Annotated in this window: 25 protein-coding genes; 17 read left to right on the forward strand and 8 right to left on the reverse strand. The window is 66.1% G+C overall.

The genetic code is table 11. The features are described from left to right. Positions 1–21 precede the first annotated feature (21 nt). From WFK36_RS01880 to WFK36_RS01910, 7 genes are read left to right on the forward strand one after another with little or no spacing between them, the layout of a single operon-like run. Positions 22–912 carry an SDR family oxidoreductase gene (locus WFK36_RS01880; protein WP_008376064.1) on the forward strand — a complete coding sequence of 297 codons (891 nt, stop codon included), beginning with the start codon at positions 22–24 and terminating at the stop codon, positions 910–912. Positions 913–958: 46 nt separating this feature from the next. Continuing rightward, entirely contained in the window at positions 959–1,540 is a 582-nt protein-coding gene (locus WFK36_RS01885; RefSeq protein ID WP_336789196.1) for a hypothetical protein, read from the forward strand. Then, on the forward strand, positions 1,537–2,040 hold the full coding sequence (locus WFK36_RS01890) for a hypothetical protein (RefSeq protein ID WP_336789198.1): 504 nt from the start codon (positions 1,537–1,539) through the stop codon (positions 2,038–2,040). Before WFK36_RS01885 ends, WFK36_RS01890 begins: the two co-directional genes overlap by 4 nt. Then, positions 2,037–2,639, forward strand: coding sequence for a hypothetical protein (locus tag WFK36_RS01895; RefSeq protein WP_336789200.1), 603 nt, complete (start codon positions 2,037–2,039; stop codon positions 2,637–2,639). The genes WFK36_RS01890 and WFK36_RS01895 overlap by 4 nt, the downstream gene beginning before the upstream one ends. After that, complete coding sequence (locus WFK36_RS01900; RefSeq protein WP_336789202.1) at positions 2,636–3,154, forward strand: hypothetical protein; 519 nt, start codon at positions 2,636–2,638, stop codon at positions 3,152–3,154. The genes WFK36_RS01895 and WFK36_RS01900 overlap by 4 nt, the downstream gene beginning before the upstream one ends. A gap of 37 nt (positions 3,155–3,191) precedes the next feature. Continuing rightward, positions 3,192–4,388, forward strand: a complete 1,197-nt coding sequence (locus tag WFK36_RS01905) for an NAD(P)/FAD-dependent oxidoreductase (protein ID WP_336789204.1) — start codon at positions 3,192–3,194, stop codon at positions 4,386–4,388. Beyond that, entirely contained in the window at positions 4,385–5,113 is a 729-nt protein-coding gene (locus WFK36_RS01910; protein ID WP_336789206.1) for a DNA alkylation repair protein, read from the forward strand. Before WFK36_RS01905 ends, WFK36_RS01910 begins: the two co-directional genes overlap by 4 nt. Before the next feature lie 97 nt (positions 5,114–5,210). Here WFK36_RS01910 and WFK36_RS01915 read toward each other — a convergent pair whose 3' ends face one another. The 3 genes from WFK36_RS01915 to mftR all read right to left on the reverse strand — a co-directional run bounded on the left by WFK36_RS01915 (position 5,211) and on the right by mftR (position 7,467). After that, positions 5,211–5,609 (reverse strand): DoxX family protein, encoded by a 399-nt coding sequence (locus tag WFK36_RS01915; RefSeq protein ID WP_336789208.1) that lies wholly within the window; start codon positions 5,607–5,609, stop codon positions 5,211–5,213. A 27-nt stretch (positions 5,610–5,636) separates the two neighbouring features. Beyond that, positions 5,637–6,695, reverse strand: a complete 1,059-nt coding sequence (locus WFK36_RS01920; protein ID WP_008376055.1) for a ferredoxin--NADP reductase — start codon at positions 6,693–6,695, stop codon at positions 5,637–5,639. Between the two features lie 139 nt (positions 6,696–6,834). Continuing rightward, on the reverse strand, positions 6,835–7,467 hold the full coding sequence (mftR, locus tag WFK36_RS01925; protein WP_008376053.1) for a mycofactocin system transcriptional regulator: 633 nt from the start codon (positions 7,465–7,467) through the stop codon (positions 6,835–6,837). A gap of 141 nt (positions 7,468–7,608) precedes the next feature. On the opposite strand from mftR, the gene mftA reads away from it, so the two are divergent. From mftA to WFK36_RS01960, 7 genes are all read left to right on the forward strand, one after another. After that, positions 7,609–7,701: a mycofactocin precursor MftA gene (gene mftA / locus WFK36_RS01930; RefSeq protein WP_132992091.1), complete on the forward strand. Its 93-nt coding sequence runs from the start codon at positions 7,609–7,611 to the stop codon at positions 7,699–7,701. Further along, positions 7,701–8,039: a mycofactocin biosynthesis chaperone MftB gene (gene mftB, locus WFK36_RS01935; RefSeq protein ID WP_336789213.1), complete on the forward strand. Its 339-nt coding sequence runs from the start codon at positions 7,701–7,703 to the stop codon at positions 8,037–8,039. Before mftA ends, mftB begins: the two co-directional genes overlap by 1 nt. After that, entirely contained in the window at positions 8,036–9,304 is a 1,269-nt protein-coding gene (gene mftC, locus WFK36_RS01940) for a mycofactocin radical SAM maturase (protein WP_419717266.1), read from the forward strand. The genes mftB and mftC overlap by 4 nt, the downstream gene beginning before the upstream one ends. Positions 9,305–9,412: 108 nt before the next feature. Then, on the forward strand, positions 9,413–10,630 hold the full coding sequence (mftD, locus tag WFK36_RS01945; protein WP_336789215.1) for a pre-mycofactocin synthase MftD: 1,218 nt from the start codon (positions 9,413–9,415) through the stop codon (positions 10,628–10,630). 341 nt (positions 10,631–10,971) lie between these two features. Next, positions 10,972–12,393, forward strand: a complete 1,422-nt coding sequence (locus WFK36_RS01950) for a serine/threonine-protein kinase (RefSeq protein WP_336789217.1) — start codon at positions 10,972–10,974, stop codon at positions 12,391–12,393. Positions 12,394–12,408: 15 nt separating this feature from the next. Continuing rightward, entirely contained in the window at positions 12,409–13,512 is a 1,104-nt protein-coding gene (locus tag WFK36_RS01955; RefSeq protein WP_336789220.1) for a serine/threonine-protein kinase, read from the forward strand. Between the two features lie 150 nt (positions 13,513–13,662). Beyond that, complete coding sequence (locus WFK36_RS01960; protein WP_336789222.1) at positions 13,663–14,463, forward strand: mycofactocin-coupled SDR family oxidoreductase; 801 nt, start codon at positions 13,663–13,665, stop codon at positions 14,461–14,463. Between the two features lie 58 nt (positions 14,464–14,521). Here the strand turns inward: WFK36_RS01960 and WFK36_RS01965 are convergent, their stop codons facing one another. Beyond that, positions 14,522–15,637, reverse strand: coding sequence for a CaiB/BaiF CoA transferase family protein (locus tag WFK36_RS01965; RefSeq protein ID WP_008376039.1), 1,116 nt, complete (start codon positions 15,635–15,637; stop codon positions 14,522–14,524). Positions 15,638–15,792: 155 nt separating this feature from the next. Here WFK36_RS01965 and mftE point away from each other — a divergent pair, with 155 nt between their 5' ends. From mftE to mftG, 3 genes are read left to right on the forward strand one after another with little or no spacing between them, the layout of a single operon-like run. After that, a complete protein-coding gene (gene mftE / locus WFK36_RS01970) occupies positions 15,793–16,506 on the forward strand; it encodes a mycofactocin biosynthesis peptidyl-dipeptidase MftE (protein ID WP_008376038.1) in 714 nt (237 codons plus the stop codon). Next, entirely contained in the window at positions 16,503–17,930 is a 1,428-nt protein-coding gene (gene mftF, locus WFK36_RS01975) for a mycofactocin biosynthesis glycosyltransferase MftF (RefSeq protein ID WP_336789226.1), read from the forward strand. The genes mftE and mftF overlap by 4 nt, the downstream gene beginning before the upstream one ends. Beyond that, positions 17,927–19,141 (forward strand): mycofactocin system GMC family oxidoreductase MftG, encoded by a 1,215-nt coding sequence (mftG, locus tag WFK36_RS01980; RefSeq protein WP_336789228.1) that lies wholly within the window; start codon positions 17,927–17,929, stop codon positions 19,139–19,141. The genes mftF and mftG overlap by 4 nt, the downstream gene beginning before the upstream one ends. Before the next feature lie 72 nt (positions 19,142–19,213). Here the strand turns inward: mftG and WFK36_RS01985 are convergent, their stop codons facing one another. The 4 genes from WFK36_RS01985 to WFK36_RS02000 all read right to left on the reverse strand — a co-directional run bounded on the left by WFK36_RS01985 (position 19,214) and on the right by WFK36_RS02000 (position 22,036). Next, positions 19,214–19,876 carry a vitamin K epoxide reductase family protein gene (locus WFK36_RS01985; RefSeq protein WP_008376034.1) on the reverse strand — a complete coding sequence of 221 codons (663 nt, stop codon included), beginning with the start codon at positions 19,874–19,876 and terminating at the stop codon, positions 19,214–19,216. A gap of 7 nt (positions 19,877–19,883) precedes the next feature. Then, positions 19,884–20,639, reverse strand: a complete 756-nt coding sequence (locus tag WFK36_RS01990; RefSeq protein ID WP_008376032.1) for a DsbA family protein — start codon at positions 20,637–20,639, stop codon at positions 19,884–19,886. A gap of 153 nt (positions 20,640–20,792) precedes the next feature. Further along, positions 20,793–21,518, reverse strand: coding sequence for a DsbA family protein (locus tag WFK36_RS01995; RefSeq protein WP_336789231.1), 726 nt, complete (start codon positions 21,516–21,518; stop codon positions 20,793–20,795). 20 nt (positions 21,519–21,538) lie between these two features. Next, positions 21,539–22,036 (reverse strand): hotdog fold domain-containing protein, encoded by a 498-nt coding sequence (locus WFK36_RS02000; RefSeq protein ID WP_336789233.1) that lies wholly within the window; start codon positions 22,034–22,036, stop codon positions 21,539–21,541. Positions 22,037–22,204 lie beyond the last annotated feature (168 nt).

The raw sequence follows: 22,204 nt of genomic DNA on the forward strand, positions 1-22,204 counted from the left end.
CGCCTCCAGGAGCTGTTCCTCATGTCGCTACTCAATCGCTTCTCTCGTCGTGCCCGCGCCGACGACCGTCTCGCGCAGGTGCGCGCCGGAGTCGCCGGAAAGGTCGTCGCGATCACCGGCGGCGCTCGTGGCATCGGCTTCGAGATCGCAGGTCAGGTCCTCGCCGCCGGTGGACGCGTGGCTCTCGGCGACATCGACGTCGACGCCGTGGGCAAGGCCGCGGCCGATCTCGGAGTGGACGGCATCCCCCTCGACGTCACCGACAGTGCATCGTTCGAAGCGTTCCTCGACACCGTCGAGGAACGCCTCGGGCCGGTGGACGTGCTGATCAACAACGCGGGCATCATGCCCGTCGGTTCGTTCCTCGAGTACGACGAGGCGTTGATCCGGCGCACCGTCGAGATCGACCTGATCGGTGTCATCCTCGGCACACGCGCCGCCGGCCGCCGGATGGTGGCACGCGGGCGAGGTCAGGTCCTGAACATCGCGTCCGTCGCCGGCCGCCTCGCCGCACCGGGACTGTCGGTCTACAACGGCGCGAAGTCGGGAGTCATCGAGTTCTCCGAGACCGCGGACGCCGAACTGATGGGTCGAGGCGTCCGAGTGTCGACGGTGCTCCCGTCGTTCACCAACACCGGCCTCATCGACGGGCTGCAGACGAACGCGATGGTCCGGTCGGTCGACACCGACGTCGTCGCACGCGAGGTCCTCGCCTCGATCGCTTCACCGCGCGTGCGTGTGACGGCGCCTCGCTCGCTCGGCTGGGTGGACGCGAACCCGGCCATGCCGATCGGGTTCAAGCGGCGGATGAGCCGTCTGACGAAGACCGACACCATGTTCCTGCACGCCGACCAATCCGCCCGAGCCGAGTACAGCGCGCGTATCGGACAAGGTTCGTCCGACGCAGAGTGATCCGTGACGTGCGGTGGATGCGGGACGGTGTCATAGGGTGGCTAGCGTGCCAGACGACGCCCGACCGCTCGCCCGATTCCGCGCCACACGGCGCGCGGTCCGCGAGGCCCGTGACGACCTGATCGACGTGGAGGCCGCGGCCGGTCGTCGCATCGGGCTCGGACGGCGCCAGATGGCCGCAATCGTGGTGATCACCGTTGTCGTGGCGGCACTGGTCGGCGTCGCGTCGTGGCGTTTCGCGACCGCATCGGTGCGCTATTCGGACGATGAGTTCGTCGCCGCGACCACCCAGCGGGTGTCCCTGCTGCTGGAGGCGGACAGTTCTGATCCCACGCGAGCCAGGCGAATCCTGTCGGGCGCGACAGGTGAGTTCCACGATTCGTTCGCCCAGTCGGCCGACGCGTACAGCCAGTACATCGAGTCCGCGCGAACTCGAGGATCTGGAGCGGTCGACGGCGTCGCGCTCGCTCGACGCGACGGTGAGTCCGCGTTGATGTTGGTCGCGGCCAGCGTTCGTATCACCACTGCGGACGGGACCGACGACGCGGCGTCCGCGTTTCGGATGCGCGTGCAGATGGCTCCGGAGGACGGCGAGTTGAAGATCGCCGGAATCGAGGTGCTGTCGTGAGCCTCGTCGAACGGCTGGAAGCGCCGATCACCCGGCGCACCGGGATCGCGGTCCTCGCATCCGTTGTTGTGCTCGTCGTCGTGTTCGCCTGGTGCATCGTCGCGCTCGGGTCGCGGTCGGCGGAGGTCTCGACCGGCGAATCGCGCGTCGACCTCGCCGCGCAGGCGCCGACCGCGGTCGCGGCCGTGTTCACAGTTCACCGCGAGACGTGGCGCGACGATCGGAAGGCCGCTTCCGCAGCGCTCGCCGAACCGCTCGCGACAACGCTGCGACCGGCGCTCGCCGACGGTCCGCCGCGCGGAGTCGAGCGCGTCGAGTGGGTGCCCGAGACCACCGCCGTCGTCGATGTCGACGGGGACACGGGGGCGGCGCTGCTGACGGTTCGAGTGACTGTGACACCGACGTCGGGCGCTGCGACGTCGACCCTGAAGTCGGTGCACGCCGACTTCGTTCGCGTCGACGACCAGTGGCGACTGTCCGGAATGGACGACATCGTATGAGCGCGCTCGAACCACAACGTGTCCGCGCTGCACGTGAAGCCCTCGACGTCGCGGTACGCGAAGACCGTCGTGCGCGCATCGCGGCGGCGCCCGCACTGCGAGAGCGGGCGCGACGGCAACGCGCAGCGCTGCGGATCGTGATGGTCGCAGCGCTGATCGTGACGCTTGTCGCCGCGAGCGTCGGACTGTGGGCGACGCTGTCGGCCTCGTCGCTCCGTGACACCGCGGTGTCCACGGACGACGCCGTCGACGCGGCATCGAAGGCCGTCGTCACGATGCTGACTCCGGATCCGGCGGATGCGACCGGCTACCTCGCCGCGGTCACGGGGGACAGCGCGGGCGCGCAGCGGACCCGCTTCGACCAGAACCACGGCGCGATCGCAGAGTACGTTCGCACTCTCACCGTCCGACCGGAGGGACGAATCGTGTCGGCAGGCGTCGCCGGACGCGACGGCGACGACGTCGACGTGCTCCTCGTCGCGCAGGCCAGCGACCCGACGCTCGTCGGCGGTCAGCATGGACAGCAGCGGGTCACCCTTCGAGTGTCCATGGTCAGAATCGACGGCGACTGGCGTGTCGCAGACACGGAGCGACTGTGACTCGATGGACTGAACTCACGACGTCGGACCGGCGTCGCGTCTCCGCATGGCTCGCCGTCGTGACCGCAGGCCTGGTGGCGGCGATCGTCATCGGAGTCCTGGGAGTCAGGGCGAACCGGGTGCCTGACGAACCTGATCGAAATGTGTCCTCGGCGGCTGCGTCGGCGGTGACGGAGTTGATGACTTTCGCTCCGACAGACACTCCGCAGCGGCGGGACGACGTCGAAGCAAGGCTCACCGGCGTCCTGGCCGCCGACTATGTGCTGCGAGGTCCCGATGTCGTGTTCCCGTCGGCTGTCGAGTCCGCGGTGACGATGACCGTGGACGTGACCGACGCGGCGACGGTCTCACAGGGCGACCGCTCGGCCCGGGTGCTCGTGTTCGCCGATCAGACGATCGTCGTCGGAAAGCGCGCGGACATCCCGTCGAAGGCGGGCGTATCGCGATGGGCGTGGATGAGGCGTGTGGGTGACCAGTGGCTTCTGGCTAAACTAGAACCTGTTACACCCCAATGATCGTCCCGGGCGGCGCAACAAGTGTGAAGGTGAATCCATGAACGAACCGATCGTGATCGTCGGCGCAGGCCTCGGTGGAATCCGGCTCGCCGAGAATCTCCGCAACGGCGGCTACGACGGCGACGTGGTGCTCCTGGGCCAGGAGTCGCACCCGCCGTACGACCGCCCACCGCTGTCGAAGACCGTCGTCACCGGCGATGACGAACGCGTGGACCTCAAGCCCAGCGAGTTCTACGCCGACAAGAACATCGACCTGCGCACCGGAACCCGCGTCGTCGCGGTTGATCCCGAAGCTCACACCGTGACGGTCGTTCACGACGGCGAAACGAGTGCAGTCTCGTACGGAACGCTCGTGCTGGCGACCGGCCTGGTCGCTCGCCGATTCCCCGGCATCGACGACGATGTCCGCGGAATCCACGTGATCCGGACGATCGAGGACGCTCTCGCGCTGCGCGCCGACGCGGCATCGGCCACCCGCGCCGCGGTGATCGGCGCAGGCTTCATCGGCTGCGAGGTCGCTGCGAGCCTGCGGAAGCTGGAGCTCCCGGTGACACTCATCGAGCCCGCGCCGACACCGCTCGCCGTCGCCGTTGGCGCGACGATCGGCGAGATGATCACCAGACTGCATCGGGAAGCCGACGTCGACCTTCGGGTCGGAACGGGTGTCGACAACCTGGTCGTCGCCGACGGCGCGGTGTCCGGAGTGGTGCTGTCCGATGGATCGACGGTCGACGCCGACCTGGTGGTCGTCGGCATCGGCGGTTACCCCGACCTCGACTACCTCGACGGATCCGGTCTTGAGCTCGCGCCGCGCGAAGCGGGCGGCGGCATCGCCTGCGACGGTGTCGGTCGCGCAGCCGACGACGTCTACGCGCTCGGCGACGCCGCGAACTGGACCGATGCGCATGGTGACCACAAGCGCGTCGAACATTGGAATCACGTCGTCGATCAGGCGGCGATCGTCGCATCCGCACTCCTCGGCCATCCGATCACTCATCAGGCCGTGCCGTACTTCTGGAGTGACCAGTACGGGCTCAAGATCCAGATGCTCGGAGCGCCGCAGAACGACGACGACGTCCACGTGGTCGACGACGACGGGCGTCGCTTCCTCGCGTACTACAGCCGCGGCGGAATCCTCACGGGAGTCGTCGGAGCCGGACGGGTCGGAAAGCTCATGAAGACCCGTCCGCACCTGCTGACGCCCACACCCATCGCTGCACTGCTCGGCGAATGACCCTGGGCCCGGACGCGTCAGCTGCCGAGATCGTCTCGGCCGTCACTTCGATGGGTGACGCCGAGAAGGCGGCGTCGGCGCGACGGTTCTTCAAGACGGGGCCCGGCGAGTACGGGGAGCGCGACGAGTTCGTCGGTGTCCGTGTGCCTGACCTGCGGAAGATGTCCCGGACGTTGCGGGGCCTGCCGGCGCCGGTGATAGTCGATCTGCTCGCCTCCGGCATCCACGAGGTGCGTCATCTCGCGCTGTTCACGATGACGCACAACTTCACTGCGCGCGGTTCGGACAGAGAGGCATGGGTCCAGGTCTATCGCGACGCAGTGCGGGCCGGCCGAGTGAACAACTGGGACCTTGTCGACTGCTCGGCTGCCGACATCCTGGGTGCGTGGCTGGTCGCGGCGGAGGACCACGGTGAACTGCTCGATTGGGCGGCGTCGGACGACTTGTGGCGACGCCGCGTCGGGATCATCGGAACGTACGCGTTCATCCGCGCTCGACGACCGGACGCGCTGTCAGACGTCGCGCCACTTGTCATCGGCGACCGGCGCGACCTCGTCCAGAAGGCGTTCGGCTGGATGCTTCGTGAGACCGGCGAACGCATCGACGTCGAGCTCCTCACTCGATACCTGGACGTGCATGCCCCCGAGATGGGCCGGACCGCGCTTTCGTACGCGGTCGAGAAGTTCTCGCCCGAAGACCGAGCCCACTACCGTTCGCTCAAGTGACGCTGTGAAATGTGTACCTGAGCCGATGGACGCGGCTCGATAGGCCGGTGTGTGTCCGCTCACGTGCACATTTCACGTGAGCTGTGGGAGGCACTGGTCAGTCGACAGGGGCGGCCTCGGCCGAGTGAGTCGGTGCGCCCCGGCGAACGAGGAGTGCGAGCACGATCAGCGGGATCTGCAGGGGGAGCCGAGCCCACGCGATCGACTTCATGAAGGCGCTCTTGTCCACCCAGAGCCGGATCATGTTGACGTTCGCCGGGAACACCGCGATGAACAACGCCGCCGCGAGACCGGCTGCGGTCCGGCGGGTACGCGGAATCAGGACTGCCGCGCCGAGGCCGACTTCGGCGACACCTGACGCGTACGTCCACATCCGCTTGTCGCCTGGCACTTCGTCGGGAACGATCTCGTCGAACGGCTTCGGCGCCAGGAAGTGAAGTACTCCGGGCACAAGCAGGATCGCCGACAGGACACGCGTGAGCCGTTCATGGATCATGCGCCCGAGTCTATGCCCCGTGCATGCCTAGAACTCGACGCGGAGCCGGTCGGAGGTCGGCTTGGCCTGGCAGCCCAGGATGTAGCCGTCGGCGATGTCATCGGGATCGAGCGCGCCCGAGACCTCCATCTCGACGGTGCCTTCGGTCAGGGTGCAGGCACAGGAACCGCACTCGCCCTCCTGGCAGGAGTACGGCGCGTCGAGCCCGGCCGCGAGCATGACGTCGACGAGTGTGCGCGAGCGTGGCCATGCGAGTTCGTGGGTCTCACCGTCCAGTTCCACCTCGACCTGCGCGGCGTCGGCGGCCTCTTCGGCGCTGACCTCTGCATGCTCGACATCGACGAACGGGTCGCCCGACAGTGAGTTGTACACCTCGGAATGGACGTTGTGGTGGTCGAACTTCGCCTTCGCGAGGCCTCGGTGGACTGCGTCCATGAACGGTGCCGGGCCGCACATGTACGCGGAGTGCGTCTGCGACATCGGTGCGAACAGCGTCGCGAGCTTCTTCTCCGAGGGAAGGCCTTGAACCGTCTCGAGCCAGTGGATCACGGTGAGCCGGCCCGGATGCTTGTCCTGCAGTTCGCGCAGTTCAGCGGCGAAGATGACGTCGTTCTCGCTTCGGTTGGCGTAGAAGAACGTGATCGGACCGGTGCCGGTGGCGAGGGCGGTCTTGAGGATCGACATCACCGGGGTGACGCCTGATCCGGCAGCGAGCAGCAGCATCGGCGCATGGATGTTGGACGGCGTGAAGACGCCCGAGGGCGGAAGCGCTTCGATCTGGACGCCTGCTGCGAGGTTGTCGCAGATCCAGTTCGACCCGTATCCGTCGACGGTGCGTTTGACGGTCACCTTCGGCAGCTGGTCGTGCTTCGGCGCGGACGACAGCGAGTAGCAACGCGCGACCGATCCGGTCTGATCAGACGGGACGCGGAGGGTGAGGAACTGGCCGGGCAGGTAGTCGGCGAACTTCTCGGCATGCACGTCCGGGATGTCGAAGACGATGCTGCGCGCGTCGGCGGTCTCGTCGATCACTTCGGCGACGGTGAGGATCGCGCTGCGCGTGCTGTGCGGGGTCAGATCGGTCATGGTGCGCTCTCTGTGCGGAGACGTCCGACCGGCAGTCGGAACTAGAACGTGTTCTACAAAAGAATATCAGCGGTTGAAAGTGTGTCATAGCCGTTGTTCCAGCCTGCGGGAGTGATCTGATCGGCTGTCCGGGAGGAGCCTACGAACGGAGCGGCTCGGGTGACCGGGTCGTCGTCAGCGATCCGACTCCGTCGACGAGCGCGCGGCCGCCGATCTGGAGGAGTTCGGTGAGGTCCGACGTCGGGTCGATCAGCCACTGGTCGTAGGCGGCGAGCGCTGTGCCGAGGGTCATCCAGGCGATGGTCTGGGGTAGATGGCCGTCGGCGTCCACGTCCAGGCGGGAGGCGCAGTGCTCGGCGATCACCTGTCGCCAGTCGGCGTACATGATCATCGAGTGCGCCTGGAGGGCTGGGACGCCGAGCAGCAGCGCCATCCGACTGCGGTGCTGCTCGAGCAAGTCGTGGGGTACTTCGTTGAACTGAACGAGGGCGTTGATGAGGCTCTCGCCGAGCGGGGTGTCGACGGGGGTCGCCGCGAGGAGCGCGCGCAGGCCTTGGAGATGTTCGTCGAACTCTCCCCAGGCGAGGGAGTTCTTCGACGGGTAGTAGCGGAACAGCGTTCGGCGCGCGATGCCTGCGGCCGACGCGATGTCGTCGACGCTCGTCTCGTCGAATCCGCGAGTCGTGAACAGGTCGATCGCGACAGCGCTCAGGCGTCCCCTGGTGGTCGCCGCGGGGCGACCTCCGAGCGGTCCTGGCCGTCCTGTCGTCATTCCTGAGCCTTTCGCCGGCGGTGTCGTCGCTGGTCGCGATGGTACGCCGAAGAAATTCTCGGCAACCACTAGCAATTCTGCACTCAGTGCCATTACGGTGTGAAGCGAACCACACAGAACTACTTCAGGAGGTTGGTTCACATGGCCGAACAGGCAGCCCAGACTCACGACGAGCTCGTCGCCGAGTCGCTGGTGGAAGAAGTGTCCATCGACGGGATGTGCGGCGTCTACTGATGACAACCGCAACGACCACTGTTCCCGGCGGCGCTGCCGCCGGGAACGGTCCCGCCTTCGACACCGCAGCAGCCTGGACGCTCAACCCGAAGGTCGCCCTGCGACCCGAACCGTTCGGCGCCCTGCTGTATCACTTCGGAACGCGCAAGCTGTCGTTCCTCAAGAACCTGACCGTCGTCGACCTGGTCCGAAGCCTCGCCGAGCATCCCAGCGCCGATGCCGCGCTGCAGGCCGCAGGCATCGCCGACGCCGACCGTCCGCTCTACCTTCAGGCACTCTCCGCGCTCGCCGAGTCGGGGATGATCATCGAAGGCCACACCCCAGGAGTGAATCCGTGACCACAATCGAACGGCCCTCAACTCTTCCGACCACGACGCCGCCGCTGAACCTCGCGCCCGCAACGCCCAAGGTCGGACGCCTGGTCGATCAGTTCGAGAAGGGCCTCGACGCCCCGATCTGCCTGACCTGGGAGCTCACCTACGCGTGCAACCTGTCGTGTGTGCACTGCCTGTCGAGTTCGGGCAAGCGTGACCCGCGCGAGCTGAACACCGAGCAGTGCAAGGCGATCATCGACGAACTGCAGCGTATGCAGGTGTTCTACGTGAACATCGGCGGCGGCGAGCCGACGGTGCGCCCGGACTTCTGGGAGCTCGTCGACTATGCGACCAGCCACCAGGTGGGCGTGAAGTTCTCCACCAACGGACTCCGGATCGACGAGAAGGTCGCGCAGCGACTCGCCGCATCCGACTACGTCGACGTCCAGATCTCCCTCGACGGTGCCACCGCCGAAGTCAACGACGCGGTGCGCGGCAAGGGATCGTTCGACATGGCCGTCCGGGCGCTCCAGAACCTGAAGAACGCGGGTTTCAAAGACGCGAAGATCAGCGTTGTCATGACTCGCCAGAACGTGGCGCAGCTCGACGAGTTCAAAGCGCTCGCCGACAAGTACGACGCGACTCTGCGCATCACGCGCCTGCGTCCGTCCGGTCGTGGCGCGGACGTGTGGGACGACCTGCACCCGTTGCCCGAGCAGCAGCGTGAACTGTACGACTGGCTCGTCGAGCACGGCGATCGAGTCCTCACCGGAGACTCGTTCTTCCACCTCTCGGCGTTCGCCGGTTCCGGCGGAAGCGGCCTGCCCGGGCTCAACCTGTGCGGCGCCGGACGCGTCGTCTGTCTCATCGATCCGGTCGGCGACGTGTACGCGTGCCCGTTCGCGATCCACGAGAACTTCCTCGCAGGCAACATCACGACCGACGGTGGGTTCCAGGAGATCTGGCAGCGCAGCGACCTGTTCACCGAGCTCCGCGAGCCGCAGAACGCGGGTGCCTGCACCAAGTGCCAGCATTTCGACGCGTGCCGCGGTGGCTGCATGGCGGCCAAGTTCTTCACCGGACTCCCGCTCGACGGACCGGACCCGGAATGCGTGCAGGGCTACGGCGAAGAACTGCTCGCGGGCGAGCGGTCGAAGCCGACAGCCAACAAGGATCACTCGCGCGGCGTCCCGTTGACGCTGATGACGCGGCCCCCGTCGCGCGACTGCGATGAGAATCCCCTCGCCGGTTTTGCACCGACAACAGCCACCGGCTGCTCGTCCTGCTGACGCCGCCTCCCTGCTCGTTGAGCGCCTTTCGGCTCGCAGGCTCGCTCAAGACCCGCGCAGCGAGTCGAAGCGTCGTGCCATTCACACATAGAAGAAAGAACCACAAGCATGTCGAAGTTCTCCGAACTCATGGAGAAGAACCCCTGGCGTCGGAACCCCTGGTTCGAGACCGTCGGTGAGGCCCAGCGTCGCGCGCAGAAGCGTCTGCCCAAGACCGTCTACTCGTCACTGGTGGCCGGAACCCAGGCCGGTATCACCGTCAACGACAACGTCGAGGCGTTCAACGAACTCGGCTTCGCGCCGCACGTCGTCGGTGCGACTCCGGAGCGCAACCTGTCGACCACGGTGATGGGCCAGGAACTGCCGTTCCCCGTGATGATCAGCCCGACCGGTGTGCAGGCCGTCAACCCGGACGGCGAAGTGGCTGTGGCACGCGCCGCAGCCGACCGCGGCACCGCGATGGGGCTGTCGAGTTTCGCCTCCAAGCCCGTCGAGGAGGTCACCGCAGTCAACGACAAGGTGTTCTTCCAGATCTACTGGCTGGGCAGCAAGGAAGACATCCTCGCTCGCGCGAATCGCGCCCGGGAAGCCGGCTGCAAGGGTCTGATCGTCACCACCGACTGGGTGTTCAACGTCGGCCGCGACTGGGGCAGCCCGGAGATCCCCGAGCAGGTCGATCTGCGCGCGGTCGCCAAGCTGGCACCCGAGATGGTCACCAAGCCCGCCTACGCGATGAGCTGGTTCTCGGGCGGAAAGCTGACCATCCCCGACCTGTCCGCGCCGAACATCGCGCACAAGGGCGAGCCGGGCCCGACGTTCTTCGACGTCTACGGCACCTGGATGAACACACCGCCGCCCACCTGGGAAGACCTGGAGTGGCTGCGCGAGCAGTGGGGCGGTGAGTTCATGGTCAAGGGCATCACCCGCATCGACGATGCGAAGCGCGCGCGCGACATCGGCGCGACCGCGATCTCGGTCTCGAACCACGGCGGCAACAATCTCGACGGGACACCTGCGACGATCCGCGTCCTCGGTCCGATCGCCGACGAAGTAGGCGGCGACCTCGACGTCCTTCTCGACGGCGGCATTCGCCGCGGCAGCGACGTCACGAAGGCGCTCGCGTTCGGTGCGAAGGCCGTCATGATCGGTCGCGCCTATCTCTGGGGGCTCGCCGCGAACGGTCAGACCGGCGTCGAGAATGTCCTCGACCTGCTGCGGATGGGCGTCGACTCATCGCTCATGGGCCTCGGCAAGTCGGATGTCGCTGACCTCTCGCGCGACGATCTGATCATTCCGGAAGGGTTCGAGCGCACGTTCGGCGCGTAAGTCGAGCTGAATCTCAGCGAGCGGAGTCGAGAGCAATTCTCGACTCCGCTCGCTGTTCTCTACCGGTTTCCCGCGCGTGACGGCGATTGAACCCGGACATGTGTGCGTACCGAGTGCGCCGGTGATTCGATGGTGTTTCACGATCCTTTATCGTCGTTGCGGAGAATGGGTATCCCCCAATCAGTCGATATTTGGATCTGATAACGCAGCGTTGCGCATATCTTTTATGTCTCGGCAACGACATTTGATCACCTTCGACTGCGAATCCAAAGGCGCGCTTCCCACCCTCTTACGCTTGCGGCAGTGGCAAACACGGCTGCGACAGGAGGCGTTGGGAAGGCATGCTCAGTGCGCGCATCGGGGCCAGCTTCGCTGGTCGAGAGGTCATCAAGCTTTTGGGATCGGGTGGGATGGGGGAGGTCTACCTCGTTCGCAATGTGCATCTCAATCGTTTGGAAGCGCTGAAAGTCGCACCGTTTGTCGCCGGCGCAGTGTCGGCTGACCGATTCGCTGCAGAAGCCGCCGTGATGGCGGCGCTCGATCACCCGAGAATCGCGACGGTGTACGAAGCCGGGATAGACGGCGGCCTCAGTTGGTTTCTCATGCAGTACCTGCCGGGGGCCGACCTCGACAAGGCCGAGCGCTTGTCGATCGTAGACCTGTGCACGGTCGCGCTCGATGTGGGGGCGGCACTCGACTACGCGCACGCACAGGGGGTGATTCACCGTGACGTCAAACCGGCGAACATTCATATCGCGACGGCGCGGGACGGGCGTATCGAAAAGGCCACGATTCTCGACTTCGGCGTCGCCAAAGTCATCTCCGCCACCGGGTTGACGGAAATCAGTTCGTTCGTGGGAACTCTCGGATACGCATCGCCCGAATCGATAGCCGGCGACGCGGCCGATTCGGTCGTCGACCAGTACTCCTTCGCGTGCACGATGTTCGAACTCCTCACCGGCGAACTCCCCTTTCCGCACGCGACATTGGCCGCACTCATCGCCGCGCACACGAATGCGCCGATCCCTCGTATTTCGGATACCTATCCTCGATATCGTGCCGCCGACCCGGTGTTCGCTCGGGCGCTGGCCAAGAATCCTAGCGACCGATACCCGTCCTGCGGTGAGTTCGCGCAGGCACTGGCCAGGGCTTTGCGACCGGCGTCCCATAGAAGATCGGGCGATTTCGCCGTCGGGGTCGACGGACATGATCAGCAGCGCCAACAGTCCCGGAACCAGCGGGAGCGCCGACCGCTTCGGCGAACCTACATTCGGCGGCGTGTTGCTGCGGGGATCGCGGTGTCCGCGGTCCTGGCTGCGGCGGGGGTCGGGTACCTCGTCGCGCATGATCTGGCGCGGAGCGTGCAGGACCGGACGACGACCGGGGACTCCTTCCGCCGCGAGATGACGTCACCGGATTCAGGGGCGGCGGAAGACACCGGCTCGACGTGGGGTCTCGCCATCGACCCTCAAGGGCGAAGCTATGCATTTCGCGACTATCGGACTGCGTCGTCGCTCGCCGCCGCAGCACAAAGCCGCTGGGGATACGACCCTCGGTCGTGGGTTCTCGTCTCGTTCACGTCCGGTTGTGCGGCGATCGCGGCGCCCACGACCGCCCCCGATCCGGCGACACCGGGTTATGTCGCCGCTACGAGTTTCGACCGACCTTCAGCGCAGCAAGCGGCGATCGGGCAGTCCGAGCAACGGGCCGGGCTGCCGAGCCATTCCGTCGACACACTCTGTGTCGGCGACTACATCAAGTGAGAAGGACCCACCGCAATGACTTCGACGACGGAACTGACACCCGACGACGTGTTCGCCGGACACACGATCGTGCGAATCGTCGGACGGGGAGGCATGGGCGAGGTGTACCAGGCGCATCACCCTCGTCTACCCAGGATCGTCGCGCTCAAGGTCCTACGCCCCGAGCATGCCGACAATCGGGAGTTCCGAAGGAGATTCGAACGAGAGGCCGCTCTGGCTGCGCGGTTGGAGCATCCGGCGATCGTCGGAGTCCACGATCGGGGAGAGGACCGAGGGCGACTATGGATCGCGCTGCGATACGTCGACGGTGACGATGCGCTCCGTCGGGTGCGTGAACATGGACCGTTGCGCCCGGATGCCGTCGCCCAGATCATTCAGATCGTTGCGAGTGCGCTCGACTATGCGCACGGTGAGGGCGTGATCCACCGAGATGTGAAGCCTGCCAACATCCTTCTCGGTGGTGAGGAGGGAACGATCACGTCGGTTCACATCACCGACCTCGGGATCGCCCGACCCGTCGACGACGCGACGCGGATCACCACCGTCGACTCACTCGTCGGATCGGTCGACTACACCGCGCCTGAGCGGCTTCTGGACGGACCTCTGGTGCCGGCGACCGACCAGTATTCTCTCGGCTGCACCGCTTACCACCTGCTCACAGGCAGGCCGCCGTACGACTTCGACGATCTCCCTGATGTCGTCGCCGGGCACCTTTCGCACCCGGTTCCGTCGGCGACGATGCACAATCGCGAACTGGCGCCCGTCGTCGATCAAGTGCTGCGGCGGGTGATGAGCAAGAATCCGGTCGACCGCTACTGCGACTGTCGTGCTTTCGCAGCCGACCTCGCTGCTGCACTGACGTTCACCCGTCGCCTCCGGCCGGCTGTCCCGTCCCGGCACGGCGTCCCAGAGGCGGGCCGGCCGCGTCTGAACAGCGCCGATGTGCTCAAGAAGACGCTCATCGATCCCGATGTCGTGGCCGCTGCGGTGAGTCGACCGCCGGTGACTGCGGTCCCGCTCCCGCCGCCGAATCAGCCGCTCTCGTCGAGGGCCGCAGTCGTTGTCGGAAGTCTGGCGCTCTGCGTCCTCTTGCTCGTCCTCGTCGTGGCCGCAGGCTGATGACGACTGATTCCCGCCGCGGTGGGATCAGAGCCAACCGACTACGAACCTGAGTGGTGCACACCGGTGATCCGGTTCAGGCCCGAACGCGTAACTAGAACGTGTTACAGTTCGGCCATTCGTACGTGTATTCAGGAAGGCGTGAAGGCAATGGGGAATCTCGACGGTCAGGTCGTGTACATCACGGGCATCGCCCGTGGTCAGGGGCGTAACCACGCCATTCGATTCGCGAAGGAGGGCGCGTCGATCATCGGGATGGACATCGCCGATCGCGTCGCCGACCACACCACCTACCCGCCTGCAACGGCAGACGACTTCGCCGAGACCATCCGGCTCGTCGAAGAGGCCGGCGGCAAGATCCTCGCTCGCCAAGGCGACACCCGCGATCTCGAGTTCCAGCAGCAGCTCGTCGCCGACGGAGTTGAGCAGTTCGGTCGCCTCGACCACGTCGTCGCCAACGCGGGCATCCTCACCTGGGGTCTCACGTGGGAGATGACCGAGGATCAGTTCACCGACGTCGTCGACGTCAACCTCGTCGGCACGTGGAAGACGCTCAAGGCGTCGATTCCCGCGATGATCGCGGCAGGCAACGGCGGCAGCATCGTCATCGTCTCGTCGTGCGCGGGCATCAAGGCGATGCCGGCCCAGGCGTCGTACTCGGCGTCGAAGTTCGGCCTCCGCGGCCTCGCGCAGACTGCGGCCAAGGAACTCGGCGACCAGCGGATCCGGGTCAACACCGTCCATCCCTACGCGGTCCACACCCCGATGGGCCTCGAGGACCCGTCGGCGTTCGCCGCGTTCGAGAAGTGGGGCCGCCACTTCCCGTCGATGATGGACCACTACCCGGTCGCCAGCGTCGACGACCTCACCGATGCCGTCCTGTACCTGTCGACGGCGGCTGCGGTCACCGGTGCCGAGTTCCAGATCGACATGGGCGCCACGAAGGTCTGACGACTGAACCGACGACTGCGGCCCACCGGTGATCCGGTGGGCCGCAGTCGTCGTGGGTTCAGTCCTGCCAGAGGGTGGCGGGATCGGTCGCGGTGCGCTGCGGACCGGTCGGGGTGACCGTCTTGGAGCGAGAGAACCGGGGAGCGACCTGAGCCTGCATCACCCCGTCGATCTCGACGAGCGAGCCGCGGGCCGCGAGGTGCGGGTCGTTCGGGGCTTCGACGAAGTCGAGGATCGGCGACGTGCAGGCGTCGGTGCCCTCGAAGATCGCGGCCCACTCGTCGCGGGTCTTGGTCTTGAACGTCTCCTCGAAGATCGCACGCTGCTCGGGCCACTTGGAGAAGTCCATCTGGTGGGGAATTGCCTCCGGGTCGAGCCCCAGGCCCTTGATGAGCTCGGAGTAGAACTGCGGCTCGATCGCGCCGACGGCCATCCACTTGCCGTCGGAGGTCTCGTACACCTCGTAGAACGGGGCGCCGGTGTCGAGGAGATTCACGCCGCGGCGGTCCTGCCACAGTCCGGTGCCGCGGAAGGCCCACATCATCTGGCCGAGGACGGATGCGCCGTCGCACATCGCGGCGTCGATCACCTCACCCTTGCCCGAGACGCTGCGCTCGACGAGTGCTGCGAGGATGCCCATCACGAGGAACATCGAACCGCCGCCGAAGTCGCCGACGAGATTCAGCGGGGGAGTGGGCTTCTCGTCCGGGCGGCCGATCGCGTGGAGCATGCCGGTGAGCGAGATGTAGTTCATGTCGTGACCTGCGAGATTCGCCCGCGGGCCTTCCTGGCCCCACCCGGTCATGCGGCCGTAGACGAGGCTGCTGTTGACCTGCGCGAGGTCGTCCGGCCCGAACCCGAGACGTTCCATGACCCCGGGGCGGAAGCCCTCGATCACGACATCGGCCTTGGCGACGAGGTTGAGGATCGTCTCCCGGTCGGCGGGGTTCTTCAGGTTCGCCTCGACGACACGACGTCCGCGGAGCAGTGCGTCGGCGTTGCGGTTGGGGTCGGGCAGTTCACCGGGGCGTTGGACGCGGACGACGTCGGCGCCGAGATCGGCGAGAAGCATGGCGGCGTGGGGGCCGGGGCCGATGCCTGCGAACTCGATGACGCGAATGTTCGCGAGCGGGCCGGAACGGCCCGAGGGCGCGCGGTTCGTCGTAGGGGTCATGCAGTGCCTCCGATGAAGTCGGGTGAGTGCTGTGAATCACCTGGTTTCACTCAGCATTACACACGCCGCATAAGTGGACTTGTCTGGGCGTCGGTCACCGATTCGGTCGCACTCGGGTACTGACGAGACGCGTTGTGGTCGGTAGGGTTGTCCGAATGACGCCGGTGCGTGAATTGGGGTCGTCGACGTGGACTGACGTGATCGACAGGGAACTGACGATCCTCGTCCCCGTCGGGGCCGTCGAGCAGCATGGACCCCATCTCCCGATGGACACTGACGGGCGTATCGCCGTCGAGGTCGCGACCCGTGCGCTCGGTCAGACTGCGCCTCCCGTCGATGCACTGACCGCACCCTCGATCGCGTACGGGGCCTCCGGTGAGCACGAGGGATTCCCCGGGACAGTGTCGATCGGCGCCGACGTGATGGAACGACTGATCGTCGAGTACGGCCGCAGTGCGTGTCGGTGGGCCAAGCGAATCGTGTTCGTGAACGGACACGGCGGCAACGCCATGGCGTTGGCCACCGCAGTGCGTCTCCTGCGATACGAGGGACGAGACGTCGCATGGTGGCCATGCGCGTTCCGTGGTGCGGATGCGCATGCCGGTGACACCGAGACCTCGATCCTGCTCGCCGCGGACCCCGACCAGGTTCGGGTGTCCACCCTCGCGCCAGGCAACACCGAGCCGATCGCCACGTTGATGCCCGCGCTGCGGGACGGCGGGGTCGCTGCGGTGAGCCCGAACGGAGTGCTCGGTGATCCCACCGGCGCCGACGCCGCCCGCGGCGAACAGCTGCTCGATGAGAACTCGCGGGATCTCGCCGCGTCGCTGGAGTCGTGGGTCGTGGGCGACGACGGGCGGCTCGCGTGACGACGTCAGGACCGACGAGCACCGTGCTGCCGAGCGGTTTCCAGGTGCAGATCGATCCGCGGTGTGCACGTCGCGGAAACCTCCGCTACCTCGTCGGCGGGTCGCCGATGCGGGTGATGAAACTGTCCGACCCGGCCCTGGGCATGACGTCGGCGGACGGTCGGATCGCCGTCGCCGATGTCGGCACCCAGGTGTTGGCCCGCCGCCTGCTCGATGCTGGAATCGCGCATCCTCGTCCAATGTCGGGGCCCTGTGTCGCCGATGTGACCGTGGTGATCCCGGTGCGCGGCAATCAATCCGGAGTCGACCGGCTGCTCGCTGCACTGTCCGATCACGAGGTGTCGGTGGTGGTCGTCGACGACGGATCAGAGATCCCGATCCGGGTGTCGGACGGCGCACGGCTGATCCGCTTCGACGAGAATCGTGGTCCGGCGGCAGCCCGCAATGCAGGCGTCGCTGCGACATCGACCGAGTTCATCGCTTTCCTCGACTCCGACACCGTCCCGACCGGCGACTGGCTCACGATGCTTCTCGGCCACTTCGCCGATCCGACCGTCGCGATAGTCGCGCCGCGGATAGTGGGACTGCAGACGGTGGCGGCGGGCAGCGACTCGACGTCGTTCGTCGCCGATTACGCCAACCGCTTCTCCTCGCTCGACATGGGCCCGCGTGAGGCACTGGTCGCTCCCGGCACGCCGCTCGCTTATGTGCCGAGCGCGGCAATGGTGGTGCGCCGCACCGGCTTCCTTTCTTTCGACGAGTCGCTTCGTGTCGCCGAAGACGTCGACCTCTGCTGGCGGACGCATCGCGCCGGGTGGCGCATCCGCTATGACCCGATTGCCGAGGTGGCGCACGACCACCGAGAGTCGTTGTCGGGCATGCTGAACCGGCGACGCTTCTACGGAACCGGTGCCGCCGAGCTCGCACTCCGGCACGGCGAACTCGCCGCGCCTCTCGTGATGACCGCGCCGATCGCCGCGGGTGTCGTCGCACTCGCCACACGGAGTCGCATCGGCATGTTGGTCGCGGCGGTGATCGCGGCGATCGTCTGCCGCAACACGATGCGAGCCGTTGCGCATGTTCCGCAACGGGAGAAGATCGCGGCGGTCAACACGGGTCGGGCATTCGGATTCGGGCTACTTCAGCTCGCGGCTGCGGTGCTGCGGCACTACTGGCCGATCTCCTTCCTCGCGTGTGCGGTGAGCCGCCGATTCCGGGGGTGGTTCGTGTGGGTCGCAGTAGTCGAGGCCTTGGTGATGTGGGTTCGGAACCAGATGGTCGATCCGGAGACACCGGTGATGAGTCCGATGCACTACTTGGTGTTCCGTCGTCTCGACGATCTGGCGTATGGGGCGGGCCTGTGGCAGGGCGTGATCGTCCGCCGCGACGTCGGTGCGCTACGCCCGGTGATCACGCGCCGATGACACCGCCCGACGTACTCGTCGTCGGTGCCGGATCGGCGGGATGTCTTGTCGCCGAGTTCCTCTCACGCGACTCGTCCCGCCGGGTGATGGTGGTGGAAGCAGGCCGGGGGGCGGTGTTCGAGTCCCGCCTGGACCGGCTTCCGATCGACCACCCGGTGCGCGCGGCGCCGATCCCCGAGCGCCGAGGACGGCCGATGGTCCGCGGCCGCGGGCTCGGCGGGTCGTCGGCGATCAACGGCGGTTACTTTCTCCGCGGTCATCGAGCCGACTACTTCAGCTGGCCGTGGCCCATCGACGAGGTCGAGGCGGCGTTCACCGAGGTCGAGCGCATCATGCGAGTCCATCGGTTCAGCGACGCGGAACTGGGCGACGTGGCCCGGGCGACCGAGACATGGGCGGGGCCGCAAACGGGTGGCGAGTGGCCTCGCGTCGGTGTCAACCGGGTCCGGACCAACAGCGTAGACGGTGTCAGGTGGACGACCGCGAACGTGCTTTCGGTCGACCGCCCCAACCTCCTTGTTCGCGCTGAAACACCGGTCGCTCGTCTGTTGGTCCGAGCAGGCCGCGCGATCGGGATCGAGACAGGCGACGGGGAGGCGATCAGCGCAGGCGAGGTCGTGGTGTGCGCTGGAACGACAGGCACTGCGTCGTTGATGGCACCGATCGTCGGACCGATGCCGTTGCACGAACACGCTGAGCGCATCGTCCGGTTCACCCCTCGTCGAGCCCTCGTGTCGACCGCGTTGCTGCAGACGGTGATCCACACCTCCACGGGTCTGGAGATCAGACCGTACTCCGACGACTTCGCCTCGTTCACCTCGCTCGCCCAGACTGGTGTCCCGATCGGAGTGGCGGACATGGCCGGAACCCAGGGCGCGGTGGCCGACGGAGTCGTCGATCTCGGCGAACCGGACGCCGATTCAGCGGGACGACTGGAAGTCGGCGTCGAGACGGTGGTGCGGATGCTCGGTTCAGAAGAATTCGTCGACCTCGTCGAGCCCGGCTCGGTGCGGGTCGACCCCACTGTCGGGATGTCTCAACATGCGTGGGGGACGCTGCCCGCAGGCACCGCAGTCGACGCGGACGGTCGCGTCGACGGGGTGCGTGGACTCCGCGTGATCGACGGTTCGATTCTGCCCGGCCCGCTCTCCAGCGGCCCGCATGCCACGATCCTGATGCTCGCAGCCCTCATCGCGTCTCGCTGGGACTGACCGACAATGCAACTCGCCCCGGACACCTGAACGAATCGGGTGGCCGGGGCGAGAAGCTGTCGTGTCTGGAACTCAGAAGAGCGTGCTCCAGTAGTCCCAGAACTTGACTCCGATGACACACAGGACGCCGACGTACCAGACAGGCAACAGCACGGCGAGCCACTCGCGGACCGAACGTCCGAGTGCGGAGTCCGGAAGCGAACGCGACAGGCTGATCGCCCAGATGATCGGGACGATCGTCCAGACCACCATGCAGTACGGGCACAGCGCGCCGATGCGGAAAGCGCTCTGGAAGATCAGGTAGTGGACGAAGATCCACCCGAGCGACGCACCGATCGTCTGACCGATCCAGTACCAGCGCGGCAGCTTCACCCGGCCGATCGACAGGACCGCGGTGGTGATGATGACGGCGAACGCGGGCAGACCGAGGATCGGGTTGGGGAACCCGAAGAATCGTGCCTGGGCGGTCTCCATCACCGATCCGCAGGAGATGATCGGGTTGAAGTTGCACGACAGGTCGGCTTGCGGGTTGATCAGCAACTCGATGCGTTCGATCGTCAGCATTGCCGCGGCGGCGAGTCCGAGGACGCCCAGGACCAGCAGGGCCCACGCGGCGACGGTCGACACCGACAGCCGCTCGATCAACGCTCCTGACGGCTCTGTGTCGGTGTCTTCTGGCGGGGTCGCAATGGGCTCTGGCGCGACTACGACGTCGACGTTCTCCTGATCGGCCATGTCTCTGCTACTTCGCAGCTGCGTTGACCGCGGCGACGAGCTCCTCCGGCGATCCGAACTGGACGGTCTTGCCGTTCAGCTGGACCCACGGGGTTCCGCTGAACTCTTTGCCGTCGACGTCCTTGCTGCTCATGACGTCGGAACTCTGCTTTCCGACCCACTGGCCGAACTGATTGTCGGTGATGCACTTGGAGACGCCCGTGGCGCCGGCGTCCTTGGCGAGCGAGATCATCTTGTCGTTCCCGAGCCCGGCACCACCCTCCTCGGTCTGGTTCGCGAACATCGAGTCGTGGAAGCGCTTCCACGGGCCGAAGTCGCCGTCCTTACCTGTCGACTCGGCGACACACAGAGAGGCGTTCATCGCTTCCGCGGAGTAGGTATTGCCGAAGTTCTTGTCGAGGAAGGCGATCGTGCGGTAGTCGACGGCGACATTGGGGTTGTCGGCGAAACTTGCGATCGCTTCGCCCATGCCGTTCTCAAATGCCTTGCACGCAGGGCACTGGAAGTCTTCGACGATCGTCAAGACTGCCTTCGGCTTTGTGTTCTTCGGGGCCGCCGAGATCCGGATGGACCCATTGTCGGTGACGACAGACGGGACGGAAGATCCGCCGGTCGTCGAGTCTTCCTGATTACTCACAACCGCCCAGATTGCGATGCCCGCGGCAATGGCGATCAGGACGACGGCTGCGCCGATCTTGAACATCAGTGAACGGCGTCGTTCGGCCTCACGGGGATCGACGATCTTGGGGCGATTCTGGGTCACGGCAGACGGTCCTTCACGGGTCGTGTCGCGCCGGGCGTAGGCCGTCGTCCGCGACGTAGCGTTCTTCGAAGTCAGAGTACTTGCATCATCCTGAGAACTTGATGACAGGTTGCGGAGATTTCGGTGTCGACAAGGAGTCGGTCAGATCGGCCATCAACCGCGCTTGGCCTGGTCGATGGCCGACTTCAGAGCGGTGGGCGTGCTCGGCGTGTATGTGGCGCCGTTGATCTTCACTGTCGGAGTGCCCTGGAAAGTCGGGTCGTTCGTCACCGCCCTGGTCGACGAGGACACCTCCGTGGCGCGTTGCGACTCCAGGATGCAGCGAGCAGCGGACGGTACGCCCGCGGTGGTGGCGAACTGCGAGAGTTCGGTGGAGGGGAGTCCCGGACCTCCCTCGTTCGGTTGGTTCTCGAACGCGAGGCGTTGGAACTTCCGCCAGTCCTGGGCGTGCGCAGGTGTCGTCTCGGCGGAATGCCACACGCAGTGCGAGGCGTTGGCGGCACGCGACGAGTAGTTGTCGGACGACATCCGGTCGAGGAATGAGATGACCTGGTAGTCGACGGCGACGTCGGGGTCGCCGCGATAGGCGTCCAGAACCGGGCCGAACGTCGATTCGAACAGCTTGCATGCCGGACACGCGAGGTCGGCGATCACCGTCACCGTCACCTTAGGTGCTCCGGTGCCGGCGAAGATCCGGAAGACCTCGCCTGTCGTCGTTGATTCGTCGCCTCGCGGGGCATCAGTCGCCGACGTCGTCTGAACGTTCTCGACGGGCGGCTCGTTTGCCGCGCGGACCGCAGTGCCGTCGATCGAGCACGCACTGAGCAACCCGACAGTTGCGAGGGTGACGGCCATTGCTGCACGAGAGTTTCCGACCATGGGCCGAATCTTAACCACGATCAGGCAGGCGTGACCCACGTCGTGATGTCGCAATGGACCACTTCGGTCGACTCCTTGTCGAGGATGCGGATCGACACGACGACGTCGGTTCCCTCGGTGATCGTCGAGAAGTCGACGGGTTCTGCGAACTCGGCGTGCGCGGTGAGGCGTGTGTTCGCCTTTGTCAGGTACTGCGTGTTCATCGCCTTGGGGATCCACCGGTGGGTCGTCGGTACGGATGCCTCCATCAGCATGCCCATCGCCGTCTCGGCGAGATTGCAGGCTGCGATGGCGTGGAACGTGCCGATGTGATTGTGGACGCCGAACCACTTCGGTGCCGTCACCCGGCAGTATCCGGGTTCCATCTCCTCGACGAGCGGGAGGATCGTCCCGAAGTAGGGCACTCGCGCGACCATGCCGAGGGAGAACAGTGCGTCTCCGAGTCGATTGTCCGGCAGCTTGCGGCGTAGCGCATACGTCGCGCTGCCGCGTTGTGTGTTACTCGACGTCTCACTCATGTGTGAAGGCTACCGCTTACGCTCTGTGTCTCCTAGTGTCGTGTGTTGAAAGTTCCTGAATGGTTGGCGGCACCCCGCTGCACACCTGGCGGCGTTGTCGTCGGTCGTGATACCTGCCGGTATCCCTCCCTCCTCCGCCTTGCCAGCTGCACAGCGGAACACCACCAA

The organism is Gordonia malaquae (assembly GCF_037148075.1).
GTDB classification, from domain to species: Bacteria; Actinomycetota; Actinomycetes; order Mycobacteriales; family Mycobacteriaceae; genus Gordonia; species Gordonia malaquae.

Excerpts from the sequence above, each read along its gene's own strand:
- mftD (WP_336789215.1), top strand. The coding sequence starts at position 9,413 with ATGTCGAAGTTCTCCGAACTCATGGAGAAGAACCCCTGGCGTCGGAAC.
- WFK36_RS02000 (WP_336789233.1), bottom strand. The coding sequence starts at position 22,036 with ATGAGTGAGACGTCGAGTAACACACAACGCGGCAGCGCGACGTATGCG.
- mftA (WP_132992091.1), top strand. The coding sequence starts at position 7,609 with ATGGCCGAACAGGCAGCCCAGACTCACGACGAGCTCGTCGCCGAGTCG.
- mftE (WP_008376038.1), top strand. The coding sequence starts at position 15,793 with ATGACGCCGGTGCGTGAATTGGGGTCGTCGACGTGGACTGACGTGATC.
- mftG (WP_336789228.1), top strand. The coding sequence starts at position 17,927 with ATGACACCGCCCGACGTACTCGTCGTCGGTGCCGGATCGGCGGGATGT.
- WFK36_RS01960 (WP_336789222.1), top strand. The coding sequence starts at position 13,663 with ATGGGGAATCTCGACGGTCAGGTCGTGTACATCACGGGCATCGCCCGT.
- WFK36_RS01965 (WP_008376039.1), bottom strand. The coding sequence starts at position 15,637 with ATGACCCCTACGACGAACCGCGCGCCCTCGGGCCGTTCCGGCCCGCTC.
- WFK36_RS01895 (WP_336789200.1), top strand. The coding sequence starts at position 2,037 with ATGAGCGCGCTCGAACCACAACGTGTCCGCGCTGCACGTGAAGCCCTC.
- mftB (WP_336789213.1), top strand. The coding sequence starts at position 7,701 with ATGACAACCGCAACGACCACTGTTCCCGGCGGCGCTGCCGCCGGGAAC.
- WFK36_RS01995 (WP_336789231.1), bottom strand. The coding sequence starts at position 21,518 with ATGGTCGGAAACTCTCGTGCAGCAATGGCCGTCACCCTCGCAACTGTC.
- WFK36_RS01950 (WP_336789217.1), top strand. The coding sequence starts at position 10,972 with ATGCTCAGTGCGCGCATCGGGGCCAGCTTCGCTGGTCGAGAGGTCATC.
- WFK36_RS01985 (WP_008376034.1), bottom strand. The coding sequence starts at position 19,876 with ATGGCCGATCAGGAGAACGTCGACGTCGTAGTCGCGCCAGAGCCCATT.
- WFK36_RS01955 (WP_336789220.1), top strand. The coding sequence starts at position 12,409 with ATGACTTCGACGACGGAACTGACACCCGACGACGTGTTCGCCGGACAC.
- mftR (WP_008376053.1), bottom strand. The coding sequence starts at position 7,467 with ATGACGACAGGACGGCCAGGACCGCTCGGAGGTCGCCCCGCGGCGACC.
- WFK36_RS01920 (WP_008376055.1), bottom strand. The coding sequence starts at position 6,695 with ATGACCGATCTGACCCCGCACAGCACGCGCAGCGCGATCCTCACCGTC.
- WFK36_RS01880 (WP_008376064.1), top strand. The coding sequence starts at position 22 with ATGTCGCTACTCAATCGCTTCTCTCGTCGTGCCCGCGCCGACGACCGT.
- WFK36_RS01905 (WP_336789204.1), top strand. The coding sequence starts at position 3,192 with ATGAACGAACCGATCGTGATCGTCGGCGCAGGCCTCGGTGGAATCCGG.
- WFK36_RS01915 (WP_336789208.1), bottom strand. The coding sequence starts at position 5,609 with ATGATCCATGAACGGCTCACGCGTGTCCTGTCGGCGATCCTGCTTGTG.
- WFK36_RS01910 (WP_336789206.1), top strand. The coding sequence starts at position 4,385 with ATGACCCTGGGCCCGGACGCGTCAGCTGCCGAGATCGTCTCGGCCGTC.